The organism is Paenibacillus sp. RC21 (genome assembly GCF_044907935.1).
GTDB classification, from domain to species: Bacteria; Bacillota; Bacilli; order Paenibacillales; family Paenibacillaceae; genus Paenibacillus; species Paenibacillus terrae_A.
In genome coordinates this window covers 120,900-140,710 of record NZ_JBIYCS010000006.1, presented here as the reverse complement: position 1 = coordinate 140,710, position 19,811 = coordinate 120,900, and the positions used below count along the sequence as shown (strand labels likewise).

Sequence of the window (19,811 nt, the reverse complement as noted above, 5' to 3'; positions counted from 1 at the left end):
GGAAACTATTGGGGGAAAGATAGGGTATATGATCGCCATTAGATTCACTTCCCTATTTATTTGTATGTTTTAGTAGATATATACGAAACTAATACCCCAAGGGCGTTTAAAATGAAAATGCCGAAAATCCAAAACAATAAGAATTGTCGGCATCTCGTCAATAAGGAAGGATTAGTTTACAACAAATTCGATTACAATTGGAGTCGCAGGATCGAGTGCGTCACCACCAGGAATGGTGATCGCAGTGGTGGTAGCGGTTGAAGTATCACCTGTTTGAATCTGTGCATTAATGTAAAGATTATAATACGCAGGTGCAGTTGGGAAGGCTGTGGCAGCAACACCGGTGTCATTGGTGGTGGCTGTTGCAAGAATATTATATGCAATGCCAACACCTGTTCCGGCTCCTGCTGTAGTAGTAAACCTTCGGGAAGCCATAAAGGGTTTTGTAATTGGCATTTATATCACCTCTCTTTCCTGAATCTCTATTAGTAAATGTCAGAGATTGAATAAAGGGAAGGGCTAATCATGTGGTTAATTGCACATTTTAAAAGGTTACTTGAGCAAAGAATTGAATTAGATCACACCTGTTGATTAACCACTAAATGGTAGAAAAAGAGCCGTCAACACGGTAAAATGTTTGTACCCCTACAAACTTAACCGAAAGGTGACGACTCCATGAAAAAGTCTATCACGATCCCATTGATCCTTCAATCCATTCTGACACCGGAAGAAGTGCAAAGCGTTGCCAAGGGAGCAGATTATGAAGACAAAGCCCGTAAATTCGCAGTAACCCACTTACTTCAATACTGGTGTGTAGCTGCCTTAGAACAATGGGACAGTTATCGTTCCGGTGTGGATCATGCCGCTCGCAGTGGCTTACCTATGGTTCATTATTCGTGTTTTTCCACCAAAGAGGCCGAAGTCCCCTTTGCTATATTTAAGGAACTTCTTCATCGAGTCATTCACAAGTGTAGCCGAGAAACACGCCGAAAACTTACGTTTTCCAAAGAATTACTCCTCATCGATTCGACCACCATAACAGTGGGAAAAACACGACTACCCTGGGCTCCTTATCACGGAGAGCGTGCGGGCATTAAACTTCATGTCGCTTTGCGAGCCCAAAATGGGCAACCGCTTCAGGTCGTCGAAACGCTGGGTTCCAAGCATGATGGCCCCATGAGTGAAACGTTGGCTCAACCGGACTACATTGTGGTGATGGACCGTGCTTATGGGAAACTGGAGCGTCTGGACGACTTCAAAATCCAAGGACAATCCTTTGTCATTCGGCTTCGCGACAACGTCCATTTGGAAAAACCTCATGCCCTTTCCCGTCTCCAAAAAGCAGATTCTTCTGTCATTCGGGATATCACCTGCCAGTTGGGGACACCGCAGTGTCGTTCCAAGCAACGTCATCGTGTGGTGATGTTTCGAGATTTTGAAGGTCGAGTCATCCGAGTCGTTACCGATTTAATGCAGGTCACAGCGGAACAAATCGCACAGATGTATAAAGCTCGATGGCAGATTGAGGTCTTTTTCCGTTGGATCAAGCAACATTTGAATATTCCAACGCTGTTTGGGAGAACCGAAAATGCGGTCTATGGGCAACTCTTTTGCGCGCTCATCGTTTATGTCCTGCTTAAATGGTTATTTGATGCCGCTCAAGGGGCGTGGCCCAAACATGCCATTCTTTCCTTTGCTCGATTTTCTCGTCTTTTTCTTCTGCAAAATCTACCGGTGGAATGGCTGATCCAGATTCAGCATGTTCTTCCTAAGCGTGTCTCTGCTTCTATTAATCAAATTACTTATTCTGGTTAATCAACAGACGTGGAATTAGATCAATGTAATGTTAGTAGTACAGCCTTTGACTCAAACAAGCTGGACTATCTAACATTATTATGTTGACGGTGATTGTGAGAAAACCAAATCATACCGTGGGCGCTTAATGACGCATCGTCAGTTTAATACTTTATTTTCCTATTCTACAACTTTATTTTTTTCGAACAATAAGAGCTATATAAGTTCAACTAATGATTTTAGGCTTAATGAGTTTTCGTAAGGAAGATTCCATGCGGACGCACAAACGGTTAATGATGGCCCATCTATCTTTGGAGATCTCGGCCACCGTATGATAAAACACATTGTTGATGACATCGGCTTTTAGCCATTTCCATAGCCCTTCGACTACGTTAAACTGCGGGCTATACGGGGGCAAAAAGGGGAACTTCAACCGATCTTTCTGCTCTTCCAGAAAAGGTTGCAGTAATTTCGCATGATGAATGCGGGCATTGTCCATCACCATCACCATTTTGCCTGTAGGGTATTTCAGGAAGGCTAAAAACGTTTCAGCTGTATATTGCTCATCTTCTTGCCATACGATTTCCCCGGTCATGTAGTCCACCATCGCGAGCAATTTCACGCCGCGATGTTTACCGATGGTCGGAATGACCCGTTGCTTGCCTTTCTCGAACCAGGTTCGCTGTAAGGCTTGATAGTCCCGGATCATGCAACAAATGATGGATTTCGTCGTTCATGAGTCTGTTTTTAACTGGGGGAACCGTTCGTGGACAAACTCCTTTGGCCTCACTTCATCGGCTGCTTCCAGAGTATAGGTTGGTTTGGTAAACCGCAGATCCAGTCGGTGCAGCAGTTTGGCCATGCCAGCAATGGTGTAGCTTCGTTCAAACTCACGCTTCACATAAGCGGCAGCCAGAGCGAGGGTCCAATTGTGCTTGGCGGGAAACCCGACTTCATGCGGAAGTTTTGTGATAATGAGCTGCTTGAGCTGCTGTTGCTGCTCGGCAGTCAACTGTTCGGGAGCGCCTGTGGAGACGCCCGTCACCAAGCCATCAGTCCTTTCTCTTGATAGGATTTGATGTAGGTGTTCACCGTTACAGGACTTCTGCGAATGATCTCCGCAATTTCGGTCACCGACATCTGTTTCACAGCATGTAAGTAGATCGTCTGATAGCGTTCATACATCCGACGGTTTTTCTCTTGACCCAGCCGCCTTTCCAATTCTTGTTGATCCGTTGGTTGAATTTCCATCATCATCACTCGTCTCGTTGATTTTCCTTAATCTATTCGACGTGCGAATCGGAAATCCATTCCAAGATTCGTGAAACTTTAGTTGAACTTATATAGATTGAACTCGTAAAATTAAGAGCCCCAAAAAGGTGGCGATCCGAATGACGACGCAACACGAAACTATTTTGGGATACTGCTCCTTGCTTTCCAGGATACTTTCCATTACCGCGATTTCATGTTGTAGTGCTGCATTTTGTTGTTCGTATGCTGTTCCCATTGTCGTATCCCTCGGATTTCCCATTTAATGAAATACTAGATAGCGGATTTCTGCAAAATGCCACGCGTGACGGGCCGCTATCTCTGCCGAGGGATACTCTGGAGGAAGATGAGGACGTTTGTACGTCCTTTCTTTTTATTATGATCATATGAAAAGCCGTCCAGTAAAAGATAGCAAATTTCTCGATTATTTATATGCAAGATATCTTGCTATGCTAATTGTGTGATAACAAGATGTGCTGAAACAGGTCTTGTTCCTCCAGCGAGTGGAGTAATAGTAAGTGCAGTGGAATTGCCAGCAGGATTTCGAACAGTCAGTATGGAATTAATGACCGTCGTTTGCACTATAGCCATTTCTACGATTTGCGATGTACCTGTTGCACGTCCGACTACAGTATAGGCGAGATCCGCGCCATTGAGTGTCAAGATGAGTTGTCCAGCTTCGGTTACGCTAACCTGAGAGAGCACCTGATAAGTCCCTATTGCTGCTAAATTAAAAGAGCTAGGACCGGTTCGGGTAATAGTAGTCCCGCTGGTAGGGCCATTTTGCGGAAAACTTACGTCTGTACCCGGAGCAACAGTTGCTGCATTATCAGGAGGCATCAAGGCAAAAAAATCTGCAAATCCCAATACTCCCCCTGCTGCTCCTGTTGCGCCAGTGGCTCCCGCTGCTCCCGCCGCCCCTGCTGCTCCTGTTGCGCCGGTAGCTCCCGCTGCTCCCGCCGCCCCTGCTGCTCCTGTTGCGCCAGTGGCTCCCGCTGCTCCCGCCGCCCCTGCTGCTCCTGTTGCGCCGGTGGCTCCCGCTGCTCCCGCCGCCCCTGCTGCTCCTGTTGCGCCGGTGGCTCCTGTCGGTCCGACTGGACCGCCCGCTGGACCAGTTGGTCCTGTGGCTCCCGCTGGTCCCGCCGCCCCTGCTGCTCCTGTAGCGCCGGATGGTCCCGCCGCACCTACTGTTCCTGTTGCGCCAGTGGCACCTGTCGGTCCGACCGGACCGCCCGCTGGACCAGTTGGACCTGTAGCTCCGGATGGCCCAGCCGCCCCTACTGCTCCTGTAGCGCCAGGAAAGCCTTGTGGGCCTATAGCTCCAGCCGGTCCAGGTACTCCTTGAGAACCTTGTATGCCTTGTATGCCTTGTGGGCCCGTAGGACCAATAACTGTCGGAGTAGTAATATTCACTTCTGGTGGGGGACATTTTACCTTTACTATCTTCTTAATAACTTTTCGGCACTGTTCTTTTCTTTTTCTTTTCCAAGGGAATACAGTTTCTATTTTTCCTTTACGACATTTTTTTTTGTCTGAACAACTCAATGCGTACACCTCCCTATAAAGATAGTTCAGTGTATGCATATTGTTAGGTTTAGACATGGACGAACAACTAGTTTTTACTAGACTGGAACATATATCTAGAAAAAAGGCTATAAACCTGAGAGGATGGCCCATGAATACATTACAATGTCCACACCTTCTTCGCGTTCCGCAATATTCACCCATGTTCATATCCGGTGGACGCTATTTGTGCCAACGTTAGTTAGGCTGTCTGAATTGATTGGCCTGCCCTCTCCGCTACGAATGTTCCTGTACAACACGGGGCGGTTCGCTGTACTCCAATCATGGAGGTGGAGAAGGTAAATCCTCACGGGGCTGCGATGAAGAAAACGCACTCCCGCTTTTGAGGAACGCCTATCGTGGCTGAGTTGAGAAAGAATAGCTGCGGCCTGTAGCCAATCTCTCGAAAGCGAGACAGCACCAAACTGACGAAACCTAAGAAACATTGGGGATTCAATTGCAGGGGAGTCTATGAACACCGAAGAACCCACTTTACTAGACTAAAGGTTAGAAGAATGTTAGAAGATTGTCCAAAATCACAAAAAAACGCGGCCTCCAAAAAGCTTGGAAGCCGTGCTGTGCTTGAGTTTCATAGAATGCTGGTGAAGGGAATTGAACCCCCGGCCTACGCATTACGAGTGCGTTGCTCTACCCCTGAGCTACACCAGCAGGTCAGTGTAACTGACAACAAAAACTATTATACTCTTACTTACATAAAAATCAATCACTTACATCCACTTTTTCAACTAGGATTTGGATTTAGTTCGGTAACGTTTCCTGTTGCGGTGCCAGACAGTTTATCTGCGACGGAACGAAGCTTTTGGCGACTGGAGGAAGGCTTGTCACGGCGATCATCAATTTTGACCGAGGTGGAAACGCGCTTGGCTCCTGACAGGAATGGCGCTTCGTGCAGCGCAGCAATAGCGGTGAACACATCATCCAACGAACCTTCAATAATCGTACTCATGGAGGTAAGCTCATAGGTAATTCCTTTTTGCGTTTTCAACACTTTTTGCATCTGGGCAACGTAGTCGCTCAGGCTCGTACTCCCCGTTCCAATCGGGATCACTGTCACTTCTGCAATGGTCATCGCCAAGTTCCTCCTTTAATTTAAAATCTTCACTTCTTTAAAAATCTAAAACCTCTGTCCGATAAAGCAACCTTATTTCATAAAAACAGTCCATATGTATGCTGCTTGTTTCTGTAGGAAACATCTTTATCATTCATTGTACCGTTCACAAAGCCTCAATTCAAATGCAGCCCGCGACTTCTCTGCAAATTTTGAGTTTCCATTCCTTTTCCTTTACGTATGGCTTCAAATGTTGCTATAATACTCCTTGCGCTTATTTGAAATTTTAAGTTTCTCGACACAACATGTTGGGTTAAATATTTGTAAGACGTCTAAATGTAGTGATGTAGCCGATAAATCGTACGGGAACCATCTTCCCCCCCTTCATTGGCAAGCGCATCGCTATTTCTATGTTATTGGATTACATACAGCCCCAAAATGCTGTCTGAACCAAGCAAGTAACCCGGGAATTTTCAGCGTCGTTTTTCATTTTCACTGTCATTTATTTTCAAGTTTATCTCCCAAGTCAGGAAAGCGAGGAATTAATCCCATGCCACAACTCGTAACGAAACCAAACAACCGCCAGTTGGCTTTTGATGAAATACGCATTTCCGTATATGCCGACCGTGTGCTCAGCGGATTGGACAAGCTGGATAAAGATCGCCTGATTCGCGGTGTGGTCAGCAAGCTGCGCCGGGACGAAGTCACGGGCGACGAAATCAGCAACGCGTTTGCGATGGCTGCGCTTGAACTGGTCAGCAAGGAAGAACCGGACTGGAAATTCGCCGCTGCGCGCGCTTTGCTCACTTCCTTATATAAAAAAGCGGCTACTCACCGCCGTTACAAATCCTATGCGGACGAGCCTTACGGCGCTTTTTATCCGCTGATTACCGAGCTGGTCAAGAAAGGCATCTATCGTCAAGAGCTGCTCGACTACTACACCAAGGAGCAAATTGACGAGTTGGGTGCATCCATTTTGCCGAAAAATGACCTGCTGTTCGATTATATCGGGCTGTTGACGCTGTCCGAGCGTTATCTGGCGAACGATTTTGACGGACGGGTGATGGAGCTGCCGCAGGAACGTTATATGATCATTGCAATGTACCTGATGCACAAGGAGCCTGCCGACAAGCGTATGGAGCTGGTGAAGGAAGCTTACTGGGCGATGAGCAACATGTACATGACGGCGGCTACGCCAACCATGTCCAATGCCGGGAAAAAGGTCGCCGGACAGCTCTCCAGTTGCTTCATCGACACTGTAGATGACTCGCTGGAAGGCATTTTCGATTCCAACACCGATGTAGCCCGTCTCAGCAAAATGGGCGGCGGCATTGGCGTATACCTCGGTAAAGTACGGGCACGTGGCTCCGACATCCGTGGACACAAAAATACAAGCTCCGGCGTCATCCCGTGGATTCGCCAGCTAAACAATACAGCGGTCAGCGTAGACCAACTGGGTACACGTAAAGGCGCAATTGCCGTCTATCTGGACGTATTCCACAAAGATATTCTTGCGTTCCTCGATCTGAAGCTGAACAACGGTGACGAGCGCATGCGTGCACATGATGTTTTCCATGGCGTATGTCTGCCCGATCTGTTCATGGAGCGGGTGGAAGCACGTGGCGAATGGAACCTGTTCTGCCCGCATGAAGTGAAGAAGGTCATGGGCTGGAAAGATGACAACGGCCGTCCACTGGGGCTGGAGGATTTTTACGATGAAGGCTTTGGTACAGGTTCCTTCCGCGAGAAGTATGAGGAAGCGTCACAGCATCCAATTCTCTCCCGCATTACGGTGCCTGCTATCGACATCATGAAGCGCCTGATGAAATCGCAGTTGGAAACAGGTACTCCGTACATGTTTTACCGCGATACTGTAAACCGTGCGAACCCGAACCGCGCCCACGGTATGGTATATTCTTCCAACCTGTGCACGGAAATTATGCAAAACCAATCGGCGACCGTGGTGGAAAAAGAGGAATTAGTCACCAAGGATGGACAAACACGCATTGTCATTTCAAAAATTCCTGGCGATTTTGTCGTCTGCAACCTGAACTCCATCCATCTGGCTCGCGCTGTTCCGGCAGGTGTGCTGGATCGTCTCGTACCGATTCAGGTACGCATGCTGGATAACGTCATTGATATCAACAACATTGAGGTGCTGCAAGCACAATATACGAACAGCCAATATCGCGCAGTCGGTCTGGGTACATTCGGACTGCATCATCTGCTCGCACTCGAAGGCATCCGTTGGGAATCCGATGAAGCGGTAACCTATAACGATCATTTATACGAAAAAATTAACTATTTGGCTGTAAAATCGAGCATGGAGCTGGCGAAGGAAAAAGGCCGTTATGCCAAATTTGAAGGCTCCGACTGGTCTACCGGGCATTATTTCACGTCCCGTGGCTATACAGACGGTACTCGTGAAGGCAAATTTGTCACCACGTCCGAGTGGAGTGAGCTTGCGGAAGAAGTCAAACAAAACGGTGTCCGCAACGCATGGCTGTTCGCCATTGCGCCTAACGGTTCCACGTCCATCATTGCAGGTTCTACGGCCAGCATTGATCCATTGTATGAGCTGCTTTCCTATGAAGAGAAAACAACCTACAAGATCGCTAACCCTGCACCGGACTTAAACGAAAAAACGATCTGGTACTACAAAACGGCTTTCCTGCTGGATCAGCATGCTTCGATCAACATGGCCTCTGCCCGTCAGCGTCATATTGACCAGGGCCAAAGCTTTAATCTGTATGTGCGCCCGGATATCAAAGCTACTGAATTCCTGGAACTGCACATCCATGCCTGGAAATCAGGTATGAAATCAACCTATTATGTACGCAGTCGCGCACTGACGATTGAAGAATGCGATAGCTGTGCATCCTAATATAAAGAAGGAGAGAATCTCCCATGCAGTTACAAAAGATTTTTAACACGGAAGCACCTAACCGCTCTACCCGCATTATTGAAGGCGAAAACTCCGGCATTCTGAATTGGAACGATATTCGCATGCCGCATATGTACAAGCTGTACAAGGTGCTGCTGCTCAACCACTGGATTCCGGATGAAATCCCGATGTCCAAGGACGCATCCCAATTCCCAACACTGGATGCCGAAGAACAGCGCACGTTCAAAATCAACATCGGCCTGCTGGCCGTGCTGGATTCCATGCAAACGATGTTTGTCGGGGATGTAAAACGCTACTTTACCGATTCCTCACTGGAAGCTGTGTCGGCCATTATCGGGCAGCAGGAAGTCGTGCATAACCAGTCCTACTCCTACGTGCTGTCCTCTCTGGTATCGGATCAGGAGCAGAAGGAAATTTTTGAATACTGGAAAAATGATCCTGTATTGCTGGAGCGTAATACATTCATCTCGGACATTTACCAGGAGTTCCGTGATGAGCAAAATCCGCAAACCTTTTTCCAGGCGATGGTGGCGGACCTGATTCTGGAGGGCATTTTCTTCTATAGTACGTTCGCTTTCTTCTACAATCTGGCCCGTGACCAGAAGATGATGTCGACCAGCCAAATGATCTCGTATATTCAGCGGGATGAAAATCAGCATTGCTACTTTTTTGCCGAAGTGTTCAAGCAATTGCTGTCTGATTTCCCTGAGCTGGACACGAAGGAAAATACGGATTATGTCTACCGCATGATTGACCGCGCAGTGGAGCTGGAAACAAACTGGGCGCATTACACGCTCAAAGAGGTTCGCGGCATCGACTTGAACGAGCTGGGCGATTATATCAAGTACATGGCGAACATGCGCCTGAGACTGCTCGGTATGGACAAAGCCTACGAAGGAGTAGACGTAAATTGTATGCCTTGGATCAAGCCGTTCTCGGATGAAGCGCTGAACGCGACAAAAACAGACTTTTTTGAAGCAAAATCGCGCAATTACGGCAAGGTCGGAGACGACAACGGATTTGACGATTTGTAAGAATAGCTGTAGATCATAAGTATAAAATAAGGAAGTGTCTCACAGGCCATCTATGGTTAGAGGCACTTCTTTTCTTTTACCTACTAAACATGCATCTGTGCTGGTTGTCCGTGATTGGCTATTTGCAGCTTCAGCTCATCCATGATGCATTCGGCCGCTTCCTCGCCAGCCTCGACACATTCAGGCCATTTTGTAAAATCAAACGCCGCAATATGTCCGACTTCAGGGCGAATGACAACGTCTGCAAGCCGGAGACTATTATACTTTCGTTCGGCGGTCATCAAGCTGTAAGAGCGGTATACAACTTCCACCATATTGCGCGGCGGCTTCTTTTCATGTCCCCGTGCCACATCAACAGCAATCACTAAACAATCTGCTTCCCGACTCATCTCTTCTACAGGCAAATTGTTTAATACCCCTCCGTCGACCAGCATCTTGCCTTCATGCATCACAGGAGCGAATAAGCCGGGAAACGCCATCGTAGCCCGCAGTGCTGTCACCAAATCACCTTGTTCAAAAATGAATTGCTTGCCTTCCAGTAAATCGACAGAAACAGCTTTAAAACGGATAGGAAGATCCTCGATCTTCTGCGTATGCTGTCCATGCTGTTGCAGCAGCTCATTCACCACCGTATTCATGCTGTTACCGGCAATTAAACCACGATGGCGTATGCCGATATCCAACAGACGGTATTTAGGTGTCTTTTTAATACAATCCAAAAGAGCATCCGCAGGAACACCCGCCGCATAAAGTCCGCCAACAATGCCGCCCATACTCGTACCGACGATACAATCGACCTGAATCCCGTGTCTTTCGAACGCTCTCAGTACCCCCAAATGAGCAAGTCCTTTGACTGCTCCCCCACCCAAAACCAATCCTGCCTTCGGCATATGCGCAACCCCTTTACATGTATTTACTGCATGCGTACATACACAAAAGACCCAAAAACTAAACGTAAGGAGGCAGCTTCCTCTCCCCACGAATGATTCATTCCTGTTATATTCAAAAATGAAAAGCCTCGCTTAGAAAATCGGAAAGCAACCCTTTTTCCTCGTCAGAAAGATCCGAAATGGATTGCAGAAAACGGGAAACCAGCTCCGTAATTTCAAGGCCCAGTTCATCGTTCATCGTTTGTACGGCCATACCCAACACACTGCCAACAAACATGGTCATGCCCATTTCCTTGCTTGGCGCTGTGAGGACAATCTGCTGAATCCAGGGACCTCTTTTACCTCCCAGCTTCTTCAAGTACATCAAAAGCAGCCCTATAATATAGGCGCAAAAATTGATTCTGACACTGGCTTCAGGAATTTCAGCCCAAATTTTTCGGACCGCCTCATTGGGACTTGTGTTGTTCAAATCCTTGAGCAGTCCCGAGATATTCTCGACGGTTTTTTTCCAATCCACCAGATCCACTAATTCATTCCGGGACTGGTTGAACAAATCCGAAGCTTTATCTGTAGGCACAAATACAACCTGAGATCGTCCGGTTACCTTGGCATTCACCTCGTAGCTGCGCGTAATAAAACCAAGCTTTTCAATTTCTTTCAGCATGTCATAGGCCGTCCATTTGCTAACGCCTAATGATTTAGCCAAGGCTTCGTAATGAATGGGTAAATTCGTTTTTTGATACAAATCCACTAATGTATGCAGAAATTGCAGACGACGTTTAGTAAGTGACACGGTAGCGTTGTATACCTCCCTGTGTATCCCCTGCGAATAGGTTCTTGGGTTTTTTGTGTCTAAATCTTAGCACTGAATATCTATATAATCAAGCAGCAGGATCACTCCAGATTCCTCCGTACAGCAAGCTGCTCTTTGCATATTTTCTTTTTCATTCGCCTGTGTTATATTTTTATCCATACTGTTTTTTGGTTTTTTTGGTCTTTACGGTCTTTTGTGTGATTATTTCATTGGAGGGAAACATAAATGCAATCAGCACTCAACCTGAACGGGGTTACAATTACAGGTACCGGATTCTACGTTCCGACATCCCTGGTAACCAATTTGGAATTAGCCGCATCTCTGGACACATCCGATGAATGGATCAGCCAACGAACAGGCATCCGTCAGCGATATATTGCAGAAGCATCCACGGACACCTCTGACCTTGCCGTCGTTGCTGCAACCCAGGCTTTAAGCCGTGCCCAATTATCCCCGGAAGACGTGGATCTCATTGTTGTGGCGACTTCAACTCCTGATTATGCCTTCCCCTCCACAGCCATGCTGGTCAAGCAAAAGCTCGGAAGCCGCGCACCTGCATTCGACTTATCGGCAGCCTGCTCCGGTTTTGTGTACGCCCTTTCGGTCAGCAGCGACATGATGAAATCGGCCGCCTACCACAACGCTCTGGTGATTGGAGCAGACAAGTTCTCCAAAATCATAGATTGGCAGGACCGTAATACTGCTGTCCTGTTTGGAGATGGGGCAGGCGCTGTCGTCCTTCAATCTCGTCCTGGTGCTTTCCCATGCTTCTCCTTGTTAGGCTCGGAAGAAGGTGGGGCAGAAGCGCTGACATCCCCGGTTACAGGCCCCATCACCATGCAAGGTCGAGAGGTTTTCAAGTTTGGGGTGCGTATTGTGGAATCTATGCTAACTAAAGCTCTGGAAACATTGAAATTAAGCATTGATGATATTGCTTTAATCATTCCACATCAAGCCAATATTCGAATCATCGAGAGTGCCGCTGGCAAGATGAATATTCCTCTGGATAAATTTTTTGTGAATATCGAAAATTACGGAAATACGTCAGCGGCTTCTATTCCCATTGCGCTTGCGGAAGCCATGGAACAACAGCGCATTCATGCCGGTGATATTGTGATGCTGGTCGGATTCGGCGCGGGTTTGGCATGGGGCGTACAAGTCATTCAGATCGCATGAATTCTCTACTTAACAGAAAAGGCCTTGGCCCAGTTCTATGAACCAGCTTCGCCCTTTGGGGATGGGTTCAACAGAAACGGGCTAAGGCTTTTTTGCATAAAAAAATCAATCAAATATATGATTATCTATTCATTTTTAGTTCATTCTGCTTATCCCTTTGATTGTCATCAGCGGCTTTATTTTATGGACCACCAAACATTCCATCAAGAACGCATCCTTATCCACCTTGCAGCAAAATAACGAAGCTCTCGTGACCAACATCGCCAAGCTGATGAAAATAAGAGAGTTGTCCGAAGTATCCCACAATCTGACGATCCTGTCTGACAATTTTAAAATAGTCGCATGCCCAGAACCTGAGAAGTTCACTTTCGTCCGATATGGTGCATACATATACCCTAGAACCGTATAATCCAATCCATAGCTCCACAGTGTATCAACGCTGCTCACGATGGAGGCATTAACGCTGTTTTCACTTGCTTTGTATAGGAAGGATAGCCGCCCGTATGCTGGAGCATTTCGATTTCACGCAAAATACGCGGCAAGTCAGCGACCGAGTTCATGACGATGTGGGCTCCTGCCCTTTTTAATCCGTATACGCTCTGTCTGCGCCGTTCCTCAGCCACTCTGTCGTCGGATTCACGGCTAGTTGCTTGCGACGTGGTCAGCGCACCTTCGCTATGATTCAACACACCTATTGTCCACACACCGGCATTCCTGCCCTCTTGCATATCAGCTGCCGTATCTCCTACTTTCACAATATCGCTAAGCGGGAAAACCTGTAAGCGGTGTGCAATCTCATAGATCATCCATGGATAAGGACGCCCTTGCGAAACTTCACAGGGAGCTACTGTGCAATCCAGTGCATATGGGGACTGTGCAGGCGTAAAAACGTTGCCCAGCATCTCCATCGGGCAAGATGCGGTAGCGCCTGACTGAATCCGCCGATCCTGCAGCTCATTCAGCGCTTTATCGATACCGAAAGTGGGCTCAGCTCCCTGGATCAAAGAACGGAGAACAGGCACAAGCTCAAGATAAATATGCTCAATATCCGTTCTCCCGGGATGCGTACCGAAGCAATCTAGCCATTTTTTCCGAACCTCTGAAAGTGCCAGCACATTCGCAATATGATCACGGATCGGTAATCCTCGCCCATAAGATGCCTGTTCTTCGGTTACCTGAACACCCTTCCATCTGAAAATATCACGTATTCCCTGGATTAAGCCTCGTCCTCCGGGGTCCAACAATGTACTTTCGAGATTAAAAATAACCGCTTGTATCATGCAATCCCCGCCTCTCCGTAACGCGGCTATCCGCTGTCATTATTTCTTAGGACCATGATACACAGCTAACGTAAAATGAAATGCCATAAAGCGTCAGCGGAGTGTAATTGAAAATAAATTCCTTGATTGGTTGCAGATTACTGATTGTAATGAAGTGTACTAAGGAGGAATCGCAACATGAGACATCCATGGAATGAATATAATCCCAAGATGCCTTGGCGGATGGAGCTGGGTTGTTATGCGCTGAATAAACTGGCTTGCGGAGGGCTGGTGTTTGGCCTGATATGGGCCTATTGCTATATAGCAGAGGCGATGACGGGGATTCCTGTAGCCATAGCAGGCAATAACGGTGAGCTGACCGCGCAGCTGTGGGCATATGGTTTTGCCCTACCGGCAGCTCTTGCCGCCGATGCGCTGCACGACCTCTTGCCCTGGCTGCGAAAGCCGGAGCGGCTCATCCTGTACCTTGCCGCAGGATTCAGTATCTTCCTCCTGCTTGGTTCTTTTATATCCCCTGAAGGAGCGGGCATCTCATGGAGCAACGGCATCGCGGGTACCGTGATTACATTACTGTATTATCGGGGAAGGCATTATGCGGGAAGACCCCGGCTGAGTAGTGGATTTGGGGTACAGATCATCCTGGCCTTCCTCCTGCCCTTGCTGTTATGGTCTATAGGGCTTCAATAATATCACCCGCAATGACCGAGGCGGCATGCTGGCGATGACGCGCGGCTGTTTCTCCAGCCGCGCCGTGCAAGTACACGCCAAAGGCTGCTGCCTGTGAAGCGTTCAAGCCCTGCGCCAGCAAGCCTGCGATGATCCCTGTCAGCACATCACCCGCGCCGCCTGTCGCCATCCCGGCGTGGCCTGTCGTGTTGACATAAACCGTACCGTCCGGGCACGCAATGACGGTACGCGCTCCCTTGAGCACCAGCGTGACCCCGCGTGTCCGGGCATACTGCCGGGCATGAGCGATGCGGTCACGCTGCACCTCGGCCGTCGATAGGCCCAGCAGACGAGCCATCTCGCCGGGGTGCGGCGTCAGTACAACCGCCGCGCCTCTCGGCTTCCAAGCCTCAAGCTCTGGCCCCGCCGCAGCGAGGATGTTCAGGGCGTCCGCATCGAGTACGAGCGGGCCGCCGTATTCTTCCCACAGGCGGCGCAGCCAGCCGGTGTCTCCCGCGAAGCGGCCGAGGCCGGGGCCGACGGCCAGCACATCGCGCGCCTGCGCGAGCTGAAGCAGCTCATCCGCGGAGCCGGCGTTCCACTCGCCGTCTCCACCTGCGGCTGCGGCAGCGAGCATCAGCTCCGGCGCGGCTCCGATGAGTCGCGGCAGCAGCGCCTCGGGCACCGCCCACGTCACTAGGCCGCTGCCGATGCGCAGGGCGGCACGTGCGGCCAGCAGGCCCGCGCCGCTCATGCGCAGGCTTCCCGCGGCGACGAGAACGTGCCCGTAGGTGCCCTTGTGCCCGTCCGGCACGCGGCTGCGGCTCACGTCCACGCCCAGCGCTTCGCGCAGCATGTCGCGGGTCAGGAGCCGTAGCTGTACGCCGCGCTCACGGGCAAGCCCGGGCGGAACGCCGATGTAGCGTACCGTTACATCGCCTGCGGCCTCGGCGCCCGGGTATTGGACGAGCCCACACTTCAGGCAGGCGAGGCATACGGTGACGCGTGCGCGAATGCACGGCTCGTACAGTGCACCTGTGTCGGCATCGAGGCCGCTGGGCACATCTACCGACACAAGCGGCACGCCGCTGGCATTGGCCTCGCGAATCAGCGAGGCGTAGGGTTCGCGCGGCGGGCCTTGTGTGCCCGTGCCCAGCAGGGCATCGACGATGCCGGAGGCGTCGCGCAGGTCGAAGGCATCCCGGCCGTAGACAAGGACCGGGATGTGCAGAGCCGCGATGGTATCGCGTTGCGCTGCTGCTTCGCTGCGCAGCGTGTCCGGCGACTCGGCGTACACGACGGTGACGCGCAGACCCGCATCCGTCAAATGACGGGCCGCCACCAGTCCGTCACCGCCGTTGTTGCCTTTGCCTACGAGAATATACCAATGCTCCCGTTCCCACACGGCATGTCGCCCGTGGCTCCAAGGCTCCGTCCGAATAACACCACCATGTCCCGGCGTATCCCCAGGACCTGAGTGGGCGACCTGTTCACCATAGGCTGGACCTTCATCATATCCTTGCTTGGCAGCATCTTGCCCCACTATATATCTGCGTTCCATACCGTATGCTGAATCCACGTGGCTTTCCGAGAAGCCCTTATGGCTCCATCCACTTTCCAGAGCGTAGAGCTTCAATACCTCGTCAGCTACCGCACGCCCGGCATTTTCCATCAAGGTAAGGGCCGGGATGCCCAGCTTGTCAATCGTATACCGATCCAGTTGCCGCATTTCTTCGGCGGTCACAATATACATACTTCTTCGCCTCCCGTAGTGCCATCCTTTTTTTAATATCCAACCGTAAAACGAGAATTTACAAATTCCCCTTCTACCAGCTCATCAATCAGGGCTACTGCATAATCCTCAACCGAGATGCGGCTGTGACCCAATTCATCAACAACTACATGGTCCAAGCCAATGCGAAACTGCCCTGTACGCCGTCCCGGCTCAATGATTGCGGCAGGACTGCAATATGTCCAGTCCACATCCGCAGCACAATACAGCTCCAGTGCATCGGCATGTGCGGCTGCCAGTGGCTTGACTTCCTCCGGAAACTCGGCGGTATCCATCAGACGTTCACCGTTTTCCGTTTTCAGGCTACCGGCTCCGCCAACCACCAGTATGCGCTCTGCGCCGGAACGCCGGGTTCCTTCCAGTAAAGAACGGGTTGCTTCGAGCAATTCTTCCTCAGCTCCAAACTTGGGACCATAAGCGCTGATCATGGCATCATGTCCTTTGGCCACGGCTGTTACGGAATCAGGATTCAGAATATCCGCTTGAACAACCTTCAAATACTCACTTTGATCCGTTACACGCTGCGGATCACGCACCGCCGCCGTCACCTGGTACTTGCGCTTGATGGCCTCCTTCACCAATGCTTGACCAATGGTTCCTGTTGCTCCAAAAATAATGACTTTCATCTGTCCTTGCCTTCTTCCTGTCTATGATTTACTTACTATTACTTATCCGCTTTAGCCTCAGCTTAAACCTGCTTCTCTTACAGCCCGCCCGGCTGCCGCCAGTACATTCCTTCCGATCCAGGACTGACCAACTGGAAGCCATATTGCGCATACAAGCGGTCGGCTGGCTTGTCTGCGATCAGCGTCGCAAAGCTACCCGCCGGAACCTCACGTTTCAAATAGGACATAACCTCTTCCATAAGCATACGCCCGTAACCTTTTCCCTGATGGGAGGGCTTGACTGCAATATCCGTAACCAGAAAGAAAACACCGCCATCACCGCTCACCCGGCCCATGCCGATCAATTCCTGCCCGATCCGCAGCGTCACCGCAAACAGGCTGTTCGGCAGGCCCTTGGCTGCTGCTGCTTCCGTAATCTGCGTCAGACCCGCCTCCTTTCGCAGTGCCCGATACTCCTCTACAGATGGAATGACGTACTCCACGCGAAGCTGTCCGTCCGGGTGATTCGATCCTCTATGTTGTTCTGCGGTATTTTCTATATACTCGTTCATGCTGAATCTCCCCTCCCTGCTTGTAATCTTGTCTATTTTACCAAAAAATACTTCATATATCTCTGTCAGACGTGACCAAGCCCTTGAAATGCCTGTGTAGTCTGTGCAATAGTGTAGAAAGAACAATGGAAGGAGGGATTGCGGGTGTCCCCGACGGACTTCGCGGCATTGGCCGCATATATCTCACCCGGTCTGATTGCCGTCCTGCTGGCATTGGCTTTGCTGGTATGGCTGTATGTTCACAGCGCAGCCCAGCTTCGAAATTCGCGTCAGCAGCGGCTGAATGAATTACAGGAATCGCTACGTATCTACGGACGGTTGGCAGGCTATCTCCAAACCTCTACTCAGTACAGCTTAAGCAGCAACGAAACACGCCAGCATCAGAGTGGACTGATTCATGCCCTTCAGGAAGCGAAGGCTGCTCCCTATTTAACCCCTCACCTTCAGGAACAGGTTCAGGCATCTCTAAGAGAATGTGACGCATTCCGCAGGGAGTTGCTTCTCAAATCACTGGAGCGCGAAATGAGCAAATTGATCGACGAACGTCGGCTTGTTCTGCTGGAATCGCATGCTCCGGGCTGGGGTACGGCTTTATGGAAGCTGCTGCGTCCCGCAGCCGGGCCGTTGGCGCTGGCGGGTATAGTGTGGCTAATCTCACGGCTGATTGTGGAACTAATGTCGTATAGTACTATCTATCCTGGTCTGCCCGAAGCCGTGCCATCTGCCTCATGGCTCATAGGGTGTACATGGATGAGATTTGTTTCCGGCTTGATCGCCCTGCTGTACGTATATCGGTTGATGACCCTGCGCAGACAAAATGATCTGGATGTGACGGCATCCCATTTTCCAACGAGCCTGTTGTCCATGGTGATCGCCGCCGTTGCCCTGTTTCAATGGATCGGACCGGAAGCTTCTCCCTACATACTGGCTGTGCAGCTTGTCTTGTTTTTGATCGGCTTCCGGCTCACCCGGGGCCGCTCACGGAGTGATCGCCCTTATGCCGGTCATCCTGGCTTGATGAAGGCCGATCCTTCTCAACATCAGGAAATGCACACGACAGACAAAGACAACACGTCCGACTCTTCTTTGGCGGAGGAACATAGCCGTTCCTAGACGGCAAGCGATGCAAGATCGTTTACAGCATGAACGTTAAAACCACATCCCATCACAGGACATCCCGACAGACACCGAATGGTTTTATGGGGTGTCCTGTTTTTTGAACAATTTTAGACTTTTTGAAGGGTTAAGCTTGTGCCAGCAATCAAGGAAAGGGTATATTGTTTATATAAATGTAAATCATATCGTTTTTTATGTATGAATATTTGAAAAAAATCCATATATGTTAAACTATCATCAATTGTTGATGTGCGTTAGAATTGGAGGAACTATGCAACTGGACATTTCTGAAAAATCACTTCCCGTATATGAAGCGCTGGCCAGTGAGGTTCGGCTGAACATGATTGTTCTGCTTGCGGAGAAGCCTATGAATATACGCGAGCTGGCGGAAGCACTGGGACTAAGCAGTGCCATCATGACCATGCATGTCAAAAAGCTGGAGAGAGCGTCCATTATTTCGACCAAAATGCTGCCCGGGCGCGGTGGCGTTCAGAAAGTATGCTCACTGGCTACGGACAAAATTGAAATAGCTATGCCCCGCTATCAGCAGGATGTACGGCAATTTCATCAGACGGAGATTTCCGTTGGGCACTTTACGGATTTTGAAATTCAGCCGACCTGCGGGCTGGCTACCGTCGAGAAAATTATCGGAGAATTCGACGAGCCTCGTTCGTTCCTGGACCCTGAGCGCTTCAATTCCAAAATTCTGTGGTTTAGTCAAGGATATATGGATTATAAAGTACCAAATTTCCTCCTGTCCAGCCAAAAGGCCGAGGAGCTGGAAATTTCGATGGAACTATCGTCCGAGGCCCCTTTTACCAACGACAACTGGCCTTCGGACATTACCTTTTTCCTGAACGATGTGAATCTGGGGACTTGGACCAGCCCGGGAGATTTCGGCGATAACCGTGGGAAATACACACCTGCATGGTGGCCTGATTTTATCAACCAATACGGTCTGCTCAAAAGACTTCGCGTTACGTCTAAGGGTACCTTTATGGACGGCAAGCAAATATCCGATGTGACCTTAAGCCAGCTGCTGATTGACCAGAAGCAATGGAAATTCCGAATTGCCATTCTGGATGATGCCCAGCATGTTGGAGGAGTTACCCTGTTCGGTACTGGATTCGGTAACTACAATCAGGACATTCTGTTCCGCTTGTACTACAAGCCTGCGGAAAACCATACGAAAACAGCAACAGTAGAAGCTGGCGACAGCAGCAAATAAACTTTCAGAGCCTGTTCTTCTCAGACCCTAAAACACTG

At 49.6% G+C, this 19,811-nt stretch carries 17 protein-coding genes, 1 tRNA gene and 1 pseudogene; 7 read left to right on the top strand and 12 right to left on the bottom strand.

Going from position 1 to position 19,811, the window contains the following annotated elements:
- Positions 1 to 171: 171 nt before the first annotated feature.
- Positions 172 to 456: a DUF4183 domain-containing protein gene (locus ABIA61_RS19605; protein ID WP_283654455.1), complete on the bottom strand. Its 285-nt coding sequence runs from the start codon at positions 454 to 456 to the stop codon at positions 172 to 174.
- Positions 457 to 675: 219 nt separating this feature from the next.
- Between ABIA61_RS19605 and ABIA61_RS19600 the strand changes: the two genes are divergently transcribed.
- Positions 676 to 1,815: an IS4 family transposase gene (locus ABIA61_RS19600; RefSeq protein ID WP_404581142.1), complete on the top strand. Its 1,140-nt coding sequence runs from the start codon at positions 676 to 678 to the stop codon at positions 1,813 to 1,815.
- A gap of 205 nt (positions 1,816 to 2,020) precedes the next feature.
- On the opposite strand, the pseudogene ABIA61_RS19595 reads toward ABIA61_RS19600, so the two are convergent.
- The 5 genes and pseudogenes from ABIA61_RS19595 to ABIA61_RS19575 all read right to left on the bottom strand — a co-directional run bounded on the left by ABIA61_RS19595 (position 2,021) and on the right by ABIA61_RS19575 (position 5,716).
- Positions 2,021 to 3,048 (bottom strand): annotated as a pseudogene (locus ABIA61_RS19595) (IS630 family transposase).
- Between the two features lie 462 nt (positions 3,049 to 3,510).
- The gene (locus ABIA61_RS19590; protein WP_404581141.1) at positions 3,511 to 4,476 is read right to left on the bottom strand and encodes a collagen-like protein; all 966 of its coding nucleotides are present in this window, start codon (positions 4,474 to 4,476) and stop codon (positions 3,511 to 3,513) included.
- A gap of 457 nt (positions 4,477 to 4,933) precedes the next feature.
- Positions 4,934 to 5,047 carry a DNA cytosine methyltransferase gene (locus ABIA61_RS19585; RefSeq protein WP_404519804.1) on the bottom strand — a complete coding sequence of 38 codons (114 nt, stop codon included), beginning with the start codon at positions 5,045 to 5,047 and terminating at the stop codon, positions 4,934 to 4,936.
- A gap of 176 nt (positions 5,048 to 5,223) precedes the next feature.
- Positions 5,224 to 5,295, bottom strand: a tRNA-Thr gene (locus ABIA61_RS19580).
- A gap of 73 nt (positions 5,296 to 5,368) precedes the next feature.
- Positions 5,369 to 5,716, bottom strand: a complete 348-nt coding sequence (locus tag ABIA61_RS19575) for an MTH1187 family thiamine-binding protein (RefSeq protein WP_283654371.1) — start codon at positions 5,714 to 5,716, stop codon at positions 5,369 to 5,371.
- A gap of 529 nt (positions 5,717 to 6,245) precedes the next feature.
- Here ABIA61_RS19575 and ABIA61_RS19570 point away from each other — a divergent pair.
- Together ABIA61_RS19570 and ABIA61_RS19565 are read left to right on the top strand one after the other, a co-directional pair.
- Positions 6,246 to 8,579 carry a ribonucleoside-diphosphate reductase subunit alpha gene (locus ABIA61_RS19570; protein WP_283654370.1) on the top strand — a complete coding sequence of 778 codons (2,334 nt, stop codon included), beginning with the start codon at positions 6,246 to 6,248 and terminating at the stop codon, positions 8,577 to 8,579.
- Between the two features lie 23 nt (positions 8,580 to 8,602).
- Entirely contained in the window at positions 8,603 to 9,634 is a 1,032-nt protein-coding gene (locus ABIA61_RS19565; protein ID WP_134911418.1) for a ribonucleotide-diphosphate reductase subunit beta, read from the top strand.
- Between the two features lie 83 nt (positions 9,635 to 9,717).
- On the opposite strand, the gene ABIA61_RS19560 is transcribed toward ABIA61_RS19565, so the two are convergent.
- Positions 9,718 to 10,524 (bottom strand): patatin-like phospholipase family protein, encoded by an 807-nt coding sequence (locus ABIA61_RS19560; RefSeq protein WP_404581140.1) that lies wholly within the window; start codon positions 10,522 to 10,524, stop codon positions 9,718 to 9,720.
- Between the two features lie 112 nt (positions 10,525 to 10,636).
- Positions 10,637 to 11,317, bottom strand: coding sequence for a MarR family transcriptional regulator (locus tag ABIA61_RS19555; RefSeq protein WP_283654368.1), 681 nt, complete (start codon positions 11,315 to 11,317; stop codon positions 10,637 to 10,639).
- Between the two features lie 246 nt (positions 11,318 to 11,563).
- On the opposite strand from ABIA61_RS19555, the gene ABIA61_RS19550 reads away from it, so the two are divergent.
- Positions 11,564 to 12,514 carry a beta-ketoacyl-ACP synthase III gene (locus ABIA61_RS19550; protein WP_283654367.1) on the top strand — a complete coding sequence of 317 codons (951 nt, stop codon included), beginning with the start codon at positions 11,564 to 11,566 and terminating at the stop codon, positions 12,512 to 12,514.
- A gap of 443 nt (positions 12,515 to 12,957) precedes the next feature.
- Here the strand turns inward: ABIA61_RS19550 and ABIA61_RS19545 are convergent, their stop codons facing one another.
- Positions 12,958 to 13,794: an HAD hydrolase-like protein gene (locus ABIA61_RS19545; protein ID WP_283654366.1), complete on the bottom strand. Its 837-nt coding sequence runs from the start codon at positions 13,792 to 13,794 to the stop codon at positions 12,958 to 12,960.
- Positions 13,795 to 13,971: 177 nt separating this feature from the next.
- On the opposite strand from ABIA61_RS19545, the gene ABIA61_RS19540 reads away from it, so the two are divergent.
- Positions 13,972 to 14,481, top strand: coding sequence for a hypothetical protein (locus tag ABIA61_RS19540; protein WP_283654365.1), 510 nt, complete (start codon positions 13,972 to 13,974; stop codon positions 14,479 to 14,481).
- Here the strand turns inward: ABIA61_RS19540 and ABIA61_RS19535 are convergent.
- The 3 genes from ABIA61_RS19535 to ABIA61_RS19525 all read right to left on the bottom strand — a co-directional run bounded on the left by ABIA61_RS19535 (position 14,465) and on the right by ABIA61_RS19525 (position 17,429).
- Entirely contained in the window at positions 14,465 to 16,213 is a 1,749-nt protein-coding gene (locus tag ABIA61_RS19535; protein ID WP_404519808.1) for an NAD(P)H-hydrate dehydratase, read from the bottom strand. The two genes, ABIA61_RS19540 and ABIA61_RS19535, sit on opposite strands and share 17 nt — an antisense overlap.
- 32 nt (positions 16,214 to 16,245) lie before the next feature.
- Positions 16,246 to 16,878 carry an NAD(P)-dependent oxidoreductase gene (locus tag ABIA61_RS19530; protein ID WP_283654364.1) on the bottom strand — a complete coding sequence of 211 codons (633 nt, stop codon included), beginning with the start codon at positions 16,876 to 16,878 and terminating at the stop codon, positions 16,246 to 16,248.
- A gap of 77 nt (positions 16,879 to 16,955) precedes the next feature.
- Complete coding sequence (locus ABIA61_RS19525) at positions 16,956 to 17,429, bottom strand: GNAT family N-acetyltransferase (RefSeq protein ID WP_283654363.1); 474 nt, start codon at positions 17,427 to 17,429, stop codon at positions 16,956 to 16,958.
- A gap of 144 nt (positions 17,430 to 17,573) precedes the next feature.
- Between ABIA61_RS19525 and ABIA61_RS19520 the strand changes: the two genes are divergently transcribed.
- Positions 17,574 to 18,542 carry a flagellar export protein FliJ gene (locus tag ABIA61_RS19520; protein WP_283654362.1) on the top strand — a complete coding sequence of 323 codons (969 nt, stop codon included), beginning with the start codon at positions 17,574 to 17,576 and terminating at the stop codon, positions 18,540 to 18,542.
- Between the two features lie 274 nt (positions 18,543 to 18,816).
- Positions 18,817 to 19,773 (top strand): ArsR/SmtB family transcription factor, encoded by a 957-nt coding sequence (locus ABIA61_RS19515; protein WP_014279496.1) that lies wholly within the window; start codon positions 18,817 to 18,819, stop codon positions 19,771 to 19,773.
- Positions 19,774 to 19,811 lie beyond the last annotated feature (38 nt).